Here is a 13,588-nt window from a genome sequence, read left to right as displayed (position 1 = left end):
GGCACAAGCCCCCGTCTGTAATTGGGGCGCGGCGGGATGAACAGGAAACAGTTTTTGGCAGGGATGGCGGCGGCTTTGCTGGGCGAAAGTCTGGGGGTTGGTCGGGCGCAGGCACAGGAAGAACTGCCCGTGGCGCCTGCACCAGATGATAAAATCCCGCGCGATCCCAATAAAGGCCCGGTGACCAACCTGCCGCTGCCGCGCTATGTCAGCCTGAAGGGGCGCGAGGGCAATGTGCGGCGCGGGCCGGGGATGACGAACCGCATCGACTGGGTGTTCACCACATCGGGCATGCCTTTGCGGATCACAGCGGAATATGACCGCTGGCGGCGGGTCGAGGATTATCAGGGCATGGGCGGCTGGATGATGTTCAACCTGTTGTCGGGGTCGCGCTCGGTTCTGGTGACGCAAGATATGGCCGAGTTTCGCGACAGCCCGGATGCTCAGGCGCGGGTGTTGTTTCAGGCCGAACTGGGTGTGATCGGCAAGCTTTTGGAATGTAATACAGATTGGTGCCGGGTGAATGCGGGCGGCGAGAAGGGCTGGATCTTGAAAACCGCCCTTTGGGGTGTCGATCCTGCTGAGACTTTAAACTAGCGCCCTGCGGGTCGGCCTTGCTGGCGCAGCACGCTTGCACAGCGGCGGCGGCTTGGGTATGGCGCGGGTCCGGGTTTGAGGAGCGTAAGATGAACACATCCGCCAGCATGAAGTTGAATCTGTCGGCGGGCCTTGCTTCGGTGGCGATTGCCGGGGTGATGGTAGGGCTGAAGCTTTGGGCCTATGGCACGACGGGGTCGTTGTCGGTGGCGGCTTCGCTGGCGGACAGCGCGATGGATCTGATGGTGTCTTTGGGCGCGATGGCGGCGCTGATCTATGCCGCAAAGCCTGCGGACGAGGACCATGCGTTTGGCCATAGTTCAGCCGAGGATCTGGCGGCTTTGGGGCAGGCGTTTTTCGTGCTGATCTCGGCGGGGGTGATCACTTGGGCGGCGGTGGCGCGACTTTTGGGGCCAACCCAGCCGCATCTGGTTGGCGAAAGCGAGGGCATGCTGGTGATGGGCGTCTCGGTGGCGCTGACGGTGGTCTTGGTGTGGTGGCAGGGCCGGGTGGCCAAGCGCACAGGCAGCCGCGTGGTGGCGGCAGATCGTTTGCATTACATGGGCGATCTGCTGCCGAACATGGGGGCGATCATCTCGCTGTGGGCGTCGAAAAGCTTTGGGCTGGGCAGTATCGATTCGGTGGTGGCGCTGACGGCGGCGGCAATTATGGCGGTGGGGGCACTGCGGATCGGCAAGGGCGCGTTCGATGCGCTGATGGACCGCACCGCAGACGAGGCCCTTGTCACGGGAATTGCGGCGATGGCCGCGGCATGGCCGGGGGTGCGCGGCTTTCACGATCTGAAAACCCGGATGGCGGGCAGCAAAGTCTTCGTCAACCTGCATATCGAGTTGGATGGCGAACAGTCTTTGCGCGACGCCCATGCGATTGGCGCAGCCCTACGGCGCGCGATTTTGCAGGCCTATCCGCAGACGGATGTGATCATCCACAAGGATGTGGCAGATGTCACCGCAGCCTCCAAGCGCCAGAACCATTAGCGCAAAGCCTCAGCCACCTTAGATTTCACCGCTTTGTGGTCAAGGTAATTTGCGCTAAACAAGTGACTGTACGCAGCATTGGCGTTTTGCGCATAAACCAGCAAAATTTTCCGTAAGACTTGCAACACCTGCAACTCCGCCTCATATTAACCTCGAATTACACGCTCGTATAACAAGAATGGCTCACGATGGCAGACCGCCGCCCCTACCGCCGGGAAAGTGAAGAACGTCGCCGCGAGGATTTGATCGCGGCGGCGCTTGATCTGGTTGCGCAAGGCGGGCTTCATGCGGCAACCGTGCGGGCGATTGCGGATCGTGCGGGCGTGACGCCGGGGTTGATCCGGCATTATTTCACCTCGAAAGAAGACCTCACCCGCGCCGCCTATCATCGGCTGATGGAACGGATGACCTCGGATTCGGCGGCGGTGCTGCTGGGCGGGCCAGATGACGCCATGGCGCGGCTGGCGAATTTCGTGGTGGCCTCGGTCAGCTCTCCGGTGGCGGACCCAGTGGCGGTAGGGCTTTGGGCGGCGTTTGTGCATGATGTGCGCTGCGATGCTGCGATGCGCGACATTCACACCGCGAACTATCTGGCGTTTCGCAACATGTTGCAGGGGCTGATTGCCGCCCTGCCCCGCTCTGTCAGCGACGCACAACTGCGCAGCGATGCTATCGCCTGCAATGGGGTGATTGACGGGCTGTGGCTGGAAGGCTCGATCCTGCCCGAAGCTTTCAGCCTTGGCGAAATCCCCGCCATCGCCCTGACCTCGGTCGGTGCCATTCTGAACATTGACCTTGTTGCGGCTTATCAGCCAGATCGGACCTTGCCATGAAATATGCCGCCATTACCGAACGTCTTGCCCATCTGGGCGGAGCGAAATGGGAAGTTCACGCCCGCGCCAAAGCCATGCAAGCTGCCGGCAAACCCGTTATTCAGTTGACGATTGGCGAGCCGGATGTGGCCACTCCACCTGCGTTGATTGCCGAGGCACAGCGGTCGATGGATGCCGGGCGTCTGGGCTATTCCGACGGCCGGGGCGAGCCTGCTTTGCTTGCGGCATTGGCCGCGCGCTATTCCAAGCGCACCGGCCGCGCCATCTCCACTGAGCAGATCGCCTGCCTGCCCGGCACACAAACCTCGCTTTATGCCGTGCTGTTGACCTTAACTGGGCCGGGCGACGAGGTTCTGGTTGGTGATCCTTTGTATGCGACTTACGAGGGTTTGATTGCCTCCACGGGCGCGGTCGCGGTGCCAGTGCCATTGCGCGCCGAGCACGGGTTTCGGATGCAGGCGGCGGATGTGGCCGCCCGGATCACGCCGCGCACTCGGATGATTTTCCTGAACACGCCGCATAATCCGACCGGGGCTATTCTGACGGCGGATGATATTGTAGCCTTGGGCGCTTTGGCGAAACAACATGATCTGTGGATGTTGAGCGACGAGGTTTATGAGGAATTGGTGTTTGCGGGTGGGGTGTTTGCCTCGCCGTTGGACAATGCAGATCTGGCAGATCGGGTGGTGGTGGCGGCCTCGATCTCGAAATCCCATGCAGCACCGGGGTTCCGCTCGGGGTGGTGCGTCGGGCCAGAAGAGTTTTCGGCGCGGTTGTTGCCGCTGGCGGAAACCATGCTGTTCGGCAACCAACCGTTCATCGCCGATATGACCGCTATGGCAGTCTCGGGGCCCTCAGAGGTCGCGCGCGGGATGGCAGAGCGCTTCGCGCGCCGTGCCGCGTTGATTTATGAAAAACTGAACGGAGTGAATGGCTTGCAGGTGCATAAGCCCGATGCCGGAATGTTCACCGTGGTGGATGTCAATGCCACGGGCCTAAGTGGTGAGTGTTTTGCTTTGGGGCTGCTCGCCGATGAAGGTGTCGCCGTGATGCCCGGTGAAAGCTTTGGCGCGGCGCTGACGGGCTGGATCAGGATCAGTCTGACGCAAGACGATGCTTTGGTGATCGAGGCGTGCAAGCGGATCGCACGCTATGCGGCGCTGAAGCAAGGACTGGCGGCATGAAAACGGTTGGTGAGCGTTTGGTTGAAGGTCTGGCTGCGCGCGGGGTTGAGGTGATTTTTGGCATCCCCGGCGTGCATACCGTCGAGATGTATCGCGGGCTGTCGGGGTCGCCAGTTCGGCATGTTACGGCGCGGCACGAGCAGGGCTGCGCCTTTATGGCCGATGGCTATGCGCGGGTGTCCGGCAAGCCGGGGGTGGCCTTGGTGATCACCGGGCCGGGGATTTTGAACGCTTTGACCGCGATGGGGCAAGCGGCGGCGGATTCGGTGCCGATGTTGGTGATCTCGGGCGTGAACCGCCGCGATTCGTTGGGCTTGGGCTTGGGCTTGCTGCATGAGCTGCCGGATCAGGCGGCGATGGTGCGGCCCTTGTGCCCGACGCGGCAGATCAGGGATGCGTCTGAGGTCGGTGAGGTTTTGGACTGGGCCTTTGCCACGATGGCAACCGGGCGACCGGGGCCTGTGCATATCGAAGTGCCGACCGACGTGATGCCATTGGACTGTGCGGAATTGCCCGCGCCTGCCGCGTTACCCGTGGCAGCGGTGCCGGATGTTTCGGTGGCGGTGGCGAAGTTGAACGCGGCGCAGTCAGTGGTGATCTTGGCAGGCGGTGGGGCGCGCGGGCAAGAAGCCGCGTTGCAGGCCTTAGCTGAGAAGCTGGACGCTCCGGTTGTGCAGACGGTGAATGCGCGCGGCATGATGTATGGCCATCGGTTGGTGGTGCCGGCCTCGCCCAGCTTGGATGCGCCGCGCGCGTTGATTGCGCAGGCGGATCAGGTGTTGGCGATTGGCACTGAATTTGGCCCGACCGATTACGACATGTATGTGCGCGGCGGCTTTCCCGATCTGTCGGGGATGATCCGGGTGGATATTTGTGCCAAGCAGTTGGAGCGGCACAAGGCGGGCGTTGCACTGCATGGCGATGCCGGGGCGGTGATGGCGGCGCTGTCGCCTCTGGTGTCGCAGAAGAAGACGGATGGCGCGGCGCGGGCGCAGAGGACTCGGGTGGCGGCGCGCGCTGAGCTTGGCGAGCTAGATGTACTGATGCCGGGGCGGCTGGAAATGGTGGAAACCATCCGCAGCGCCATGCCGGGCGCACTGATCGTCGGCGACAGCACCCAAGCCATCTATGCCGCGAACCTGTATTATGATCACGATCGCGCGGGGGGCTTCTTCAACGCGGCCACGGGATTCGGCGCTTTGGGTTATGGGCCGGGCGCTGCCGTAGGAGCGGCTTTGGCGGCACCGGGGGCGGAAGTGATCTGCCTGATCGGCGATGGCGGTTTGCAGTTCAGCCCCGGCGAGTTGCGCACGGCGGTGGATGAACAGCTGCCGATCACCTATGTCGTGTGGAACAACGCGGCCTTCGGCGAGATCGCCGATGCGATGCGCGGAGCAAATACCGAGGTGATCGGGTGTTCGCCCTCACCCCTCAACATGGAACCGTTTGCGGCGGCCTGCGATCTGCCGTTTGCGAGCGTGGCGCTGGACCCCGAGGCGCTGCACGCGGCGCTGATCCAGCCGCACGACGGCCCACGCATGATCGAGGTGCGGGTGGCAAGGTAGCCGATTTTCGCGCGAAAATCGTAGACGGAATTCGCGCAAATTCCGATTTCGGGGCGCAGCTGTTGCGCCCCTTTCTTTTGATCAAATTATTTGGCATAAAGCGATAAGTCCTGAAAGGTTCCCTGATGTCCCAGTCTCTGATCGCCGGAATTCACCCAGACCGTCTGGAAAAGCTGCGCGCCCGCGAAGCCAAACGCTTTGCGCAGGGCCGCCCAAAAGCGCGGGCAGCACTGGATCACGGCGCGGATGTGTTCCTTGACGGCGTGCCGCTGCATTGGATGAAAGACTGGCCGATGCCGCATCTGCCACTGATCACCAAGGCCAAGGCTGCACGGATCACCGATATTGACGGCTATGAGATCGACGATTTCTGTCTGGGCGACACCGGCAGCATGTTCGGCCATTCGCCTGCCCCCGTCGCCAAAGCCATCCGCCGCCAAGCCGCGCGCGGGCTGACCTATATGCTGCCCTCCGAGGACGCTTTGGACGCCGGCCGCCTATTGACCGAACGTTTCGGCGATTTCCGCTGGCAGATCGCCACCACCGCCACAGATGCCAACCGTTTCGCAATTCGCGTCGCCCGCGCCATCACGGGCCGCGCGAAAATTCTGGTGTTCAACGGCTGCTATCACGGCACTGTCGATGACACGATGGTCGAGCTTTCCAACGGTATCACGCAGAACCGCGAAGGGCTGATGGGGCAAGTGGCCGACCTCACCCTTGGTGCGGTTGCTTGCGAATTCAACGACCTAAGCGCGGTTGAGGCGGCGCTCGCCAAGGGCGATGTCGCCGCCATCCTGACCGAGCCGGTGATGACCAATTCGTGCATGGTGTTACCCGATCCCGGTTTTCATGCTGGCCTGCGCGCGCTGTCCCTGAAATACGGCGCGTTACTGATGATCGACGAGACTCATACGATTTCCAGCGGTTTGGGCGGATTTACGGGCGTGCACGGCCTGACGCCCGATATGTTTGTCGTCGGCAAATGCGTGGCGGGCGGTATGCCCACCGCCGTCTGGGGCCTTACCCCGGAAACCGCTGCCCGTTATGAGGCCGTCAACGCCGCCCGCCCGCCGGGACATTCCGGTATGGGCACCACGCTTTCGGCCAATCCGATGCAGTTCGCCTGTCTGAAAGCCACGCTTTCGGACGTGATGACGGCGAAAAACTATGCCCATATGGAAAGCCTCGCGCATCGCCTGGCGCAGGGTCTTGGCAAGTCCATCGCCCAGCACAAAGCGCCGTGGCATGTGGTGCGGGTTGGCGCGCGGGTGGAGTTCATCTGCGCCCCCGGTCCGTTGCACAATGGCACCGAGGCTGCGTTGGCGCATCAGCCGAGCGTCGAATCCGCGCTGCATGTGGCATTGCTCAATCGCGGCTGCCTGATCGCGCCGTTCCACAATATGATGCTGATCAGCCCCGCCACCAAGAAACGTCAGGTCGATCGCCTGATCGCCGCCTTTGACGAAACCCTTTCCGACCTATTTTGAGATAGCCATGACCGATACGCACAGCCCCTCCGGCTCCACCCTCGCCGAAGCCGAAGCCTTCCTTGATGCCCACCCCGAAATTGAGGCGTTTGACATCGTGCTGCACGATGCCAATGGCATTGGTCGCGGCAAGATCATCCGGCGGCATGAACTTTTGGGCATGTTCAAATCTGGGCGGCATTTGCCAATTTCGATCCTTGGCCTCGATATCTGTGGCGAGGATGTGCATGAAACCGGGTTGATCTGGGATCAGGGCGACGGGGATCGGCGGGCTTGGCCGATTCCGGGTACGTTGCGCCCGATCCACGCCACCAAACCACCGCGCGGCGAAGTGTTGATGTGCGTCTATAACCTTGACGGCACGCCGATGTCATCGGACCCGCGCCATGCCATGCAACGCCAAGTCGATGCGTTGGCCACCGAAGGTCTGCACCCCGCAGGCGCGTTCGAGTTGGAATTCTTCCTGCTGGCCAATGAACGCGGCCCTGATGGTAAAATGGTGCCCGCCCGCGATGTTTTGGACGGGCGGCGCAACTCTAAGACTGACGTGTATTCGGTGGATCAGCTGCACGGTATGTTGCCTTTGTTCAACGATGTATACGCCGATGCTGCGAAGGCCGGGATCAAGGCGGAAACGCTGATTTCCGAATTTGCGCCGGGGCAGTACGAGCTGACGTTGCACTACCGCGAAGACGTAATGCAGGCGGCGGATGATCTTTTGCGGTTAAAACGGATGGTGCGCTACCATGCCCGTCAGCATGGTGTGACCGCCTGTTTCATGGCGAAACCGAATGAGAATTACGCCGGATCGGGCATGCATTTCCACGTCTCGATGCTGAATGATCAGGGCAAGAACATCTTCATCGAGGCAGTCGAGGGCAAGTATAACGACGCGGTCCTACACGCGATTGGTGGCCTGCGCGCCACAATGGCCGAGTCGATGCTGGTGTTCGCGCCGCACGCCAATTCTTGGCGCCGCTTTGCCTCCAACTCTTACGCTCCGGTGTCGCCGACTTGGGGCGTGAACAACCGCTCGGTCGCGCTGCGCATCCCCGCAGGCGATATCCGCGCCCGCCGCATTGAACATCGCCCGGCAGGTGTGGATGCCAACGCCTATCTGGTGGCGGCCACCGTGCTGGCTGGCGTGCGGCATGGCATGACCAACCGGATAAATCCGGGGCCGGAAACCACCGGCAACGGCTATACCGATGCGTCAGACGCCCCACCAATTCCGGTCGATTGGCGATCAGCGATTGAGGCGGCTAAGGCTTCATCGTTCCTGAAAGATGCCTTGGGCGAGGATATGCACCGCACCTTCACCGCGATCAAATCGGCAGAATACGCGCGGGTGATGCGGACGGTGTCAGAGGTGGATTTCGATCTTTATCTGCATACGGTTTGAGGGCTGAGAGGTCGGCTGCCTCCGGCGGGAGTATTTAGGCCAAGATGAAATCATTGGCGGCAGGGTCATCCTCTGTGCTCAAATATCCCCGCCGGAGGCTGCTTTGTTCTGCAAAGAGAGTGGCGTTAGCCGCGCTTATACCGACACTCCTGCACACAAACCGGACTTGCCACCCGGATGGCTTCGGCGATCAGGGCTGGGATTTCCGGGCGCAGGCCGAGAGCGGGCAGCAGGGTTCCGCTGAAACCTGATTGCGTCAGGGAGGCGGGGATATCGGTGGTGACATGGCCGCCCGAGGCTGCGAAGAACGGCAGACAGATGGATTGATCTCCGAGCGGGGGGAGGTCTTTCAGTTGGGGGGGCTGGTCGATGAAGGCGACATGAACCTTGCAGCCAAGTTCTGCGTGGATCTTGGCCGCGACATGGGTGGCGATGTCAGACGGGACCGAGGTTTTGGACGAGCCGTGCGCCGCCAGCAGGATCGGGCCTTGGCGGGTTTGCTGGGCTTCGCGTGCCACCTTTACGACGAGGTCGTGCAGGGCGGTGAGGCAGCCCAGCGGCTCTAGCACCTGCCAGTCTTGTGCCCCTGCGGCGGTCAGGCGGGCGGGAAGGTGGGTGCGGGTGAACCAGCCGCCAGCCATGAACAGGGGGAACAGCAGGCCGCCGGGCCCGAGTTTGGCAATGGCTTCGCTGAGGGCTTCGGGTTCGGCGAGGGTGGCCGAGGCGACGATTTGGCCGGGTAGGAATTGCGCCACTTTGGCTGCCAGATCGGCCAGTTCTGCCGCAGCGAGGGCGGGGTTGGAAGGTTGGCCGTGGGCTGTGATCAGGACGGGGGGCATCGGGGTTCCTTTGTTATTTCGCAATCTAGAGCAAGGCGGGCGCGCGGCAAGGGTTTTGCTGTGGCGGGCCTTGTGTCCACGCGTGGACAAGGCGATGGTTTATATGATTTCAAAGAGTTAGATCTATGGCGTTCACGGCTTGTTAAGCTCTGCGCTCTGCCCTGCGCGATCAAAACAGTGCCGCAGCGCTTGACACTTCGCCACCTTGAAGGCCTGATGCGCCCGATCAGAACCGGGATTGCCATGACCGATACGCGCTTGGGCGAGTTGTTGTCCTCCGCCCCTCCAACGCTTTGCGATGCCGAGGCCGCAAAGCTTGCGCGCGCGCATTTTGGCGTGACGGGCGCGCTGAAACGGCTGACCTCGGAACGCGATCTGAACATCCGCATCACGGCCACAGATCAGGCGCCGACGCAGGCATATGTCTTGAAACTCGCCAACCCCGCCGAGCCGTTTGCGGTCACCGATTTGCAGACCAAGGCGTTGCTGCATCTGGAGGGGTCGGGGTTGCCGGTGCCAAAGGTGATCCGCACCACCAGCGGGGCGACCGAGGTGATCATACCGCAGGGCACCTTGCGGCTGCTGACCTATCTGGAAGGGGTGCCGCAGCATGTGACGCCGCGCAGCCCGGCGCAGGCCCGCGCGATGGCGGCGATGGCGGCGCGGTTGACGCTTGGGCTGGCCGGGTTTGCGCATCCTGCGGCAGGCTATGTGTTGCAATGGGATATCAAGCAGGCCAGCGCCTTGCGCCCGATGCTGCCTGCGGTGCCTGATGATTTGCAGGCGCTTGCGGTGGCGGCGCTGGATCGGTTTGACGCGATAGCGCCCGCATTGGCGGGGCTGCGCTGGCAGGTGGTGCACAACGATCTGAACCCGCATAATGTGCTGGTATCCCCGGATAATCCTGACGAGATCGCCGGGGTTTTGGATTTCGGCGATATGGTGCGCACGCCGCTGATCTGCGATGCAGCGATTGCAGCGTCTTATTGCGTTGATCCGGGTAAGCCGTTGCAAAGCCTACTGAACTTCGCGCGTGCCTATCACGCGGTCTTGCCGTTGACTGCCGCTGAGGCGCGGTTGTTTCCCGATCTGGTGGCGACGCGGATGTTGACGACGATCACCGTCACCTCGGCGCGGGCGCAGCGCTATCCTGATAATGCACCCTATATTCTGCGCAATGTCGCCACCGCGCGGGAGGGGTTAACCTCGCTTGCCGCCGTGCCCGCCGCCGATTTGCTTAACGCCTTGGAGGCCCTATGAAAAACGACGGAACCATGGTGAATGCCTATGTGCCGGGCAAAGGCGATTTATCGGCTGCCGATCAGGCGTTGGTGGCGCGACGGGCAAAGGCTTTGGGGCCCGCCTATCGGTTGTTCTATGAGACCCCGGTGCATCTGGTGCGCGGTGAGGGGGTGTGGCTGTACGATGGCGCGGGCAACGCCTATTTAGATACATATAACAATGTGGCGAGCGTCGGGCATTGTCATCCGGCTGTGGTGGCTGCAACAGCGCGGCAGGCGGCCATTTTATCAAGCCATACGCGCTATTTGCACGATACAGTGCTGGATTATGCCGAGCGGTTGTTGGCGACGTTCCCTGCCGCATTAAGTCATGTGATGTTCACCTGCACGGGTTCCGAGGCCAATGATCTGGCGTTTCGGATTGCCCGCGCCCATACCGGCGGCACCGGGTTTATCGTCACGGAAAACGCTTATCACGGTGTGACGTATGCGATGGCAGGGATGTCTCCCAGCCTTGGCGAAGGCGTGGCTTTGGGCGAGCATGTGCGCACCGTCCGCGCGCCTGATCCGTTGCGGATGACGGGGGATTTGGGCGCGGACTTTGCGGCAGAAGTGCAGGCGGCGATTGACGATATGCTGCGGCATGGCATCAAGCCAGCCGGGCTGATTGTCGATACGATTTTCTCGTCCGATGGCGTGTTTGAGGCGCCCGCGGGGTTTTTGGCCCCAGCTGTGGCGGCCATTCGGGCGGCGGGTGGGGTGTTTATCGCCGACGAGGTGCAACCGGGATTTGGCCGCTGTGGCGAGACGATGTGGGGGTTTCAGCGCCATGGTCTGGTGCCCGATCTGGTCAGTTTGGGCAAGCCGATGGGCAATGGCTATCCGGTGGCGGGGCTGGTGATGCGGCCAGACGTCATCGCGGCGTTTGGCGCAAAAGCGCGGTATTTCAACACCTTCGGCGGCAATGCGGTGGCTGCGGCGACGGCGATGGCGGTGCTGGAGGTGATCGAGTCCGAAGGCTTGCAGGAAAATGCGCGGCTGGTGGGCGGCTATTTTGCCGATGGTCTGCGCGGGCTGGCTGGGCGGTTTGATTGCCTTGGGCCGTTGCGGGCGGCGGGGCTGTTTTTGGGGCAAGAGATTGTCTCGGGCGGGCCGCTTGCTGCGGATGCAGCGAAAACCGGGCGGATCGTCAACGGCTTGCGCGCGGCGCGGGTGTTGATCTCGGCCACCGGGCCAAGGTCGAATGTTTTGAAGATCAGGCCGCCGCTGGTGTTTTCAAAGGCCAATGTTGATACGTTCATGGCGGCGTTTGAGGGCGTTTTGGCTAGGGTGTAGGGTGGGGTTTCACCCCACCGCGCATGTCATGATGGGGTGAAACCCCATCCTACATCTCGACCCAGAGCGGGTGATGATCTGAGGCGATTTGACTGTTATCTGTCCAAGCGTGGCGCAGATATGGGATCAGATCGGCGGTCACAAAGCAATGGTCCAACTGGCGCAGTCGGGTTTGCCCGGCGATGATTTTCTCATGTGTGTGCAGGGTTTGGCCCAGATGCGCGACGGCGTTGGTCAGGCCATCGGCATAAAGCGCGCCGGGGTGGTAGGGCGTAGCCCCCGTGATCCGGGCGTGTTCGCGGCTTTCGGGTTCGCAGTTGAAATCGCCCATCCAGATCGCGGTTTGTGGGCAGGGCGGTTCGGGCTGGGATTCGGTCCAGTTGCGGGAGGGTTCGTCATCTGTGCCGCTCCACGGGCCGCCTGTGCGCGGGGTTTGGGCATGCAGGTTCAGCAGGTGGTCGATTTGGGTCAGACGTTCTTCGGTGCCGACATGCGCGAGGTGGATCGACAATACGCGGATCGGGCCGAGCGGGGTTTGGATAAGGGCTTCCAGCGCCGGGTTTTGGGTGTTGAGCGGGGTGATCATCCGGCGCATTGGCAAGAGGTGCAGGCGGGTCCAGATGATCGGCCAGCGCGACAGGATCATGGTGCCGAACTGGCGGCGGCGGTTGATCACGCGGGTGCCATCGGTGGTGGAGGCGTCCATGTCGAATGCCGGGCCGTAGGCAGTGTAGTGGTTCGGCAAGAGGCGTTCGAGGATGGCGGGTTGATCGTCGTGGCCCGTGCGCGACCAGTGGCGCTCGACCTCTTGCAGGGCGATGATATCGGCACCGCCCACGACTTTCGCGGCGCGGGCAAGGTCATACTGGCCGTCGGCGCCAAAGCCGTATTGGATGTTATAGCTGAGCAATTTCATGAGGTGCAGGCTAGCGGAGATGCCTTGGCTTGGCTAGGCTGGGGGCGACATGGGATGGGGAAACGTGATGATTATTCGGCCAGTGGCGGCGGCGGATTTTGCGGCATGGGCGCAGCTTTATACCGGCTATGCAGCGTTTTATGGCGTGGCGCAGACGGATGCGATGCGGGCCACGGTCTGGGGCTGGTTGATGGATGCAGGCCATGGCACCGAGGGGCTTGTGGCTGAGGTCGATGGCGTGGTGGTGGGGCTGGCGCATTACCGTGCCTTCGCGCGGCCATTGTCGGCGACGATCGGGGGTTTTCTCGACGATCTGTTTGTTGGGCCTGAGGCACGCGGATCCGGGGCGGCAGAGGCTTTGGTGCAAGGGGTGGCGGATGTGGGGCGTAAGCGCGGCTGGTCGCTGATCCGCTGGATCACGGCAGAGGATAATTACCGCGCGCGGGGGTTGTATGACCGGGTGGCCGAGAAGACGAAATGGGTGACCTATGATATAAAAGTTTAGGGTGTCCTTTGCCTTCGGTTACAGGCTGTGACGCTTTGATGACCACCGCGACAGTGGGTTAACTCTGATTTGGGCGGATTGTGACAACACATCAACCTTGTTGCACCACCCACGGCTGTGGGTAGCGGTATTCTTCCAGGTTCGCGCTGGGGCCGATGCGGTCCACGACCACGAACAGGCCGGGCGCATGTAGGGGGGTGAGGACGCCGTGCCAGGTGCCGCGGTGCAGGTTGATGGCTTGCGCGCCGTTGGTGAGGAAGGCGCGGGGTTTGTCGGTGGGGTTGGAGGCCACGATCACCAGAAACGGGTGTTGCGTCATTGGGATGAAGGCTTGGCAGCCTTCGGGATGACGCTCGATCAGATCGAACATGTAGGGCAAAGCGCGCGGGGTCGCGTTAAAGATTGAGAGGCCGGGGCGGTTTTCCGGACTGACTTCAGGCGCGAAATCGAGGCGGGCGCGGTCGTGATGGCGCTGGCAGAGGCCGTTGTTGATCAGGCGGAAATCGCCCGTTGCTGCGAGCACATCGCCGAAGGGGGCGAAGGCTGAGGGCGTCAGGGGTTCGGTGCGGATATCGGACATGACATGATATGCTTTGCGGCTGATGGTGGGCTGGGGGTTTCACACCCCCAGACCCCTGTGGAGTATTTTTGCCAAGATGAAAACTTTAGATAAGTTTTAAACA

At 62.0% G+C, this 13,588-nt stretch carries 13 protein-coding genes; 10 read left to right on the top strand and 3 right to left on the bottom strand.

What is annotated here, in order from left to right; genetic code table 11:
• Nucleotides 1–36 precede the first annotated feature (36 nt).
• The 7 genes from Q7V03_RS22190 to Q7V03_RS22160 all read left to right on the top strand — a co-directional run bounded on the left by Q7V03_RS22190 (nucleotide 37) and on the right by Q7V03_RS22160 (nucleotide 8,069).
• Nucleotides 37–597 carry an SH3 domain-containing protein gene (locus Q7V03_RS22190; protein WP_304927758.1) on the top strand — a complete coding sequence of 187 codons (561 nt, stop codon included), beginning with the start codon at nucleotides 37–39 and terminating at the stop codon, nucleotides 595–597.
• A gap of 89 nt (nucleotides 598–686) precedes the next feature.
• The gene (locus Q7V03_RS22185) at nucleotides 687–1,595 is read left to right on the top strand and encodes a cation diffusion facilitator family transporter (protein ID WP_304927757.1); all 909 of its coding nucleotides are present in this window, start codon (nucleotides 687–689) and stop codon (nucleotides 1,593–1,595) included.
• 188 nt (nucleotides 1,596–1,783) lie between these two features.
• Nucleotides 1,784–2,428 (top strand): TetR/AcrR family transcriptional regulator, encoded by a 645-nt coding sequence (locus Q7V03_RS22180; RefSeq protein ID WP_304927756.1) that lies wholly within the window; start codon nucleotides 1,784–1,786, stop codon nucleotides 2,426–2,428.
• Entirely contained in the window at nucleotides 2,425–3,612 is a 1,188-nt protein-coding gene (locus Q7V03_RS22175) for a pyridoxal phosphate-dependent aminotransferase (protein WP_304927755.1), read from the top strand. Before Q7V03_RS22180 ends, Q7V03_RS22175 begins: the two co-directional genes overlap by 4 nt.
• Complete coding sequence (locus Q7V03_RS22170; protein WP_304927754.1) at nucleotides 3,609–5,177, top strand: 5-guanidino-2-oxopentanoate decarboxylase; 1,569 nt, start codon at nucleotides 3,609–3,611, stop codon at nucleotides 5,175–5,177. Before Q7V03_RS22175 ends, Q7V03_RS22170 begins: the two co-directional genes overlap by 4 nt.
• 125 nt (nucleotides 5,178–5,302) lie before the next feature.
• Complete coding sequence (locus Q7V03_RS22165; protein ID WP_304927753.1) at nucleotides 5,303–6,667, top strand: aspartate aminotransferase family protein; 1,365 nt, start codon at nucleotides 5,303–5,305, stop codon at nucleotides 6,665–6,667.
• 7 nt (nucleotides 6,668–6,674) lie between these two features.
• Nucleotides 6,675–8,069 (top strand): glutamine synthetase family protein, encoded by a 1,395-nt coding sequence (locus Q7V03_RS22160; RefSeq protein ID WP_304927752.1) that lies wholly within the window; start codon nucleotides 6,675–6,677, stop codon nucleotides 8,067–8,069.
• 125 nt (nucleotides 8,070–8,194) lie between these two features.
• Here Q7V03_RS22160 and Q7V03_RS22155 read toward each other — a convergent pair whose 3' ends face one another.
• Nucleotides 8,195–8,908, bottom strand: a complete 714-nt coding sequence (locus Q7V03_RS22155; RefSeq protein WP_304927751.1) for a sirohydrochlorin chelatase — start codon at nucleotides 8,906–8,908, stop codon at nucleotides 8,195–8,197.
• Between the two features lie 216 nt (nucleotides 8,909–9,124).
• Between Q7V03_RS22155 and Q7V03_RS22150 the strand changes: the two genes are divergently transcribed.
• Complete coding sequence (locus Q7V03_RS22150; protein WP_304927750.1) at nucleotides 9,125–10,168, top strand: phosphotransferase; 1,044 nt, start codon at nucleotides 9,125–9,127, stop codon at nucleotides 10,166–10,168.
• Nucleotides 10,165–11,484, top strand: coding sequence for an aspartate aminotransferase family protein (locus Q7V03_RS22145; RefSeq protein ID WP_304927749.1), 1,320 nt, complete (start codon nucleotides 10,165–10,167; stop codon nucleotides 11,482–11,484). The genes Q7V03_RS22150 and Q7V03_RS22145 overlap by 4 nt, the downstream gene beginning before the upstream one ends.
• Before the next feature lie 49 nt (nucleotides 11,485–11,533).
• On the opposite strand, the gene Q7V03_RS22140 is transcribed toward Q7V03_RS22145, so the two are convergent.
• Nucleotides 11,534–12,400 carry an endonuclease/exonuclease/phosphatase family protein gene (locus Q7V03_RS22140; protein WP_304927748.1) on the bottom strand — a complete coding sequence of 289 codons (867 nt, stop codon included), beginning with the start codon at nucleotides 12,398–12,400 and terminating at the stop codon, nucleotides 11,534–11,536.
• Between the two features lie 67 nt (nucleotides 12,401–12,467).
• Here Q7V03_RS22140 and Q7V03_RS22135 point away from each other — a divergent pair, with 67 nt between their 5' ends.
• Nucleotides 12,468–12,905 (top strand): GNAT family N-acetyltransferase, encoded by a 438-nt coding sequence (locus Q7V03_RS22135; protein ID WP_304927747.1) that lies wholly within the window; start codon nucleotides 12,468–12,470, stop codon nucleotides 12,903–12,905.
• Between the two features lie 91 nt (nucleotides 12,906–12,996).
• Here the strand turns inward: Q7V03_RS22135 and Q7V03_RS22130 are convergent, their stop codons facing one another.
• Entirely contained in the window at nucleotides 12,997–13,485 is a 489-nt protein-coding gene (locus Q7V03_RS22130) for an ureidoglycolate lyase (RefSeq protein WP_304927746.1), read from the bottom strand.
• Between the last annotated feature and the right edge of the window lie 103 nt (nucleotides 13,486–13,588).

Source organism: Cypionkella sp., assembly GCF_030652235.1.
Lineage (GTDB): Bacteria > Pseudomonadota > Alphaproteobacteria > Rhodobacterales > Rhodobacteraceae > Cypionkella.
The sequence above is the reverse complement of the archived record's forward strand: the minus strand, read 5'-3'. Positions and strand labels throughout refer to the sequence as shown.

What these genes read in the sequence shown, in the direction of transcription:
- Q7V03_RS22135 (WP_304927747.1), top strand. Translation starts at nt 12,468, where the DNA reads ATGATTATTCGGCCAGTGGCGGCGGCGGATTTTGCGGCATGGGCGCAG.
- Q7V03_RS22190 (WP_304927758.1), top strand. Translation starts at nt 37, where the DNA reads ATGAACAGGAAACAGTTTTTGGCAGGGATGGCGGCGGCTTTGCTGGGC.
- Q7V03_RS22155 (WP_304927751.1), bottom strand. Translation starts at nt 8,908, where the DNA reads ATGCCCCCCGTCCTGATCACAGCCCACGGCCAACCTTCCAACCCCGCC.
- Q7V03_RS22150 (WP_304927750.1), top strand. Translation starts at nt 9,125, where the DNA reads ATGCGCCCGATCAGAACCGGGATTGCCATGACCGATACGCGCTTGGGC.
- Q7V03_RS22145 (WP_304927749.1), top strand. Translation starts at nt 10,165, where the DNA reads ATGAAAAACGACGGAACCATGGTGAATGCCTATGTGCCGGGCAAAGGC.
- Q7V03_RS22175 (WP_304927755.1), top strand. Translation starts at nt 2,425, where the DNA reads ATGAAATATGCCGCCATTACCGAACGTCTTGCCCATCTGGGCGGAGCG.
- Q7V03_RS22130 (WP_304927746.1), bottom strand. Translation starts at nt 13,485, where the DNA reads ATGTCCGATATCCGCACCGAACCCCTGACGCCCTCAGCCTTCGCCCCC.
- Q7V03_RS22140 (WP_304927748.1), bottom strand. Translation starts at nt 12,400, where the DNA reads ATGAAATTGCTCAGCTATAACATCCAATACGGCTTTGGCGCCGACGGC.
- Q7V03_RS22165 (WP_304927753.1), top strand. Translation starts at nt 5,303, where the DNA reads ATGTCCCAGTCTCTGATCGCCGGAATTCACCCAGACCGTCTGGAAAAG.
- Q7V03_RS22185 (WP_304927757.1), top strand. Translation starts at nt 687, where the DNA reads ATGAACACATCCGCCAGCATGAAGTTGAATCTGTCGGCGGGCCTTGCT.
- Q7V03_RS22160 (WP_304927752.1), top strand. Translation starts at nt 6,675, where the DNA reads ATGACCGATACGCACAGCCCCTCCGGCTCCACCCTCGCCGAAGCCGAA.
- Q7V03_RS22180 (WP_304927756.1), top strand. Translation starts at nt 1,784, where the DNA reads ATGGCAGACCGCCGCCCCTACCGCCGGGAAAGTGAAGAACGTCGCCGC.
- Q7V03_RS22170 (WP_304927754.1), top strand. Translation starts at nt 3,609, where the DNA reads ATGAAAACGGTTGGTGAGCGTTTGGTTGAAGGTCTGGCTGCGCGCGGG.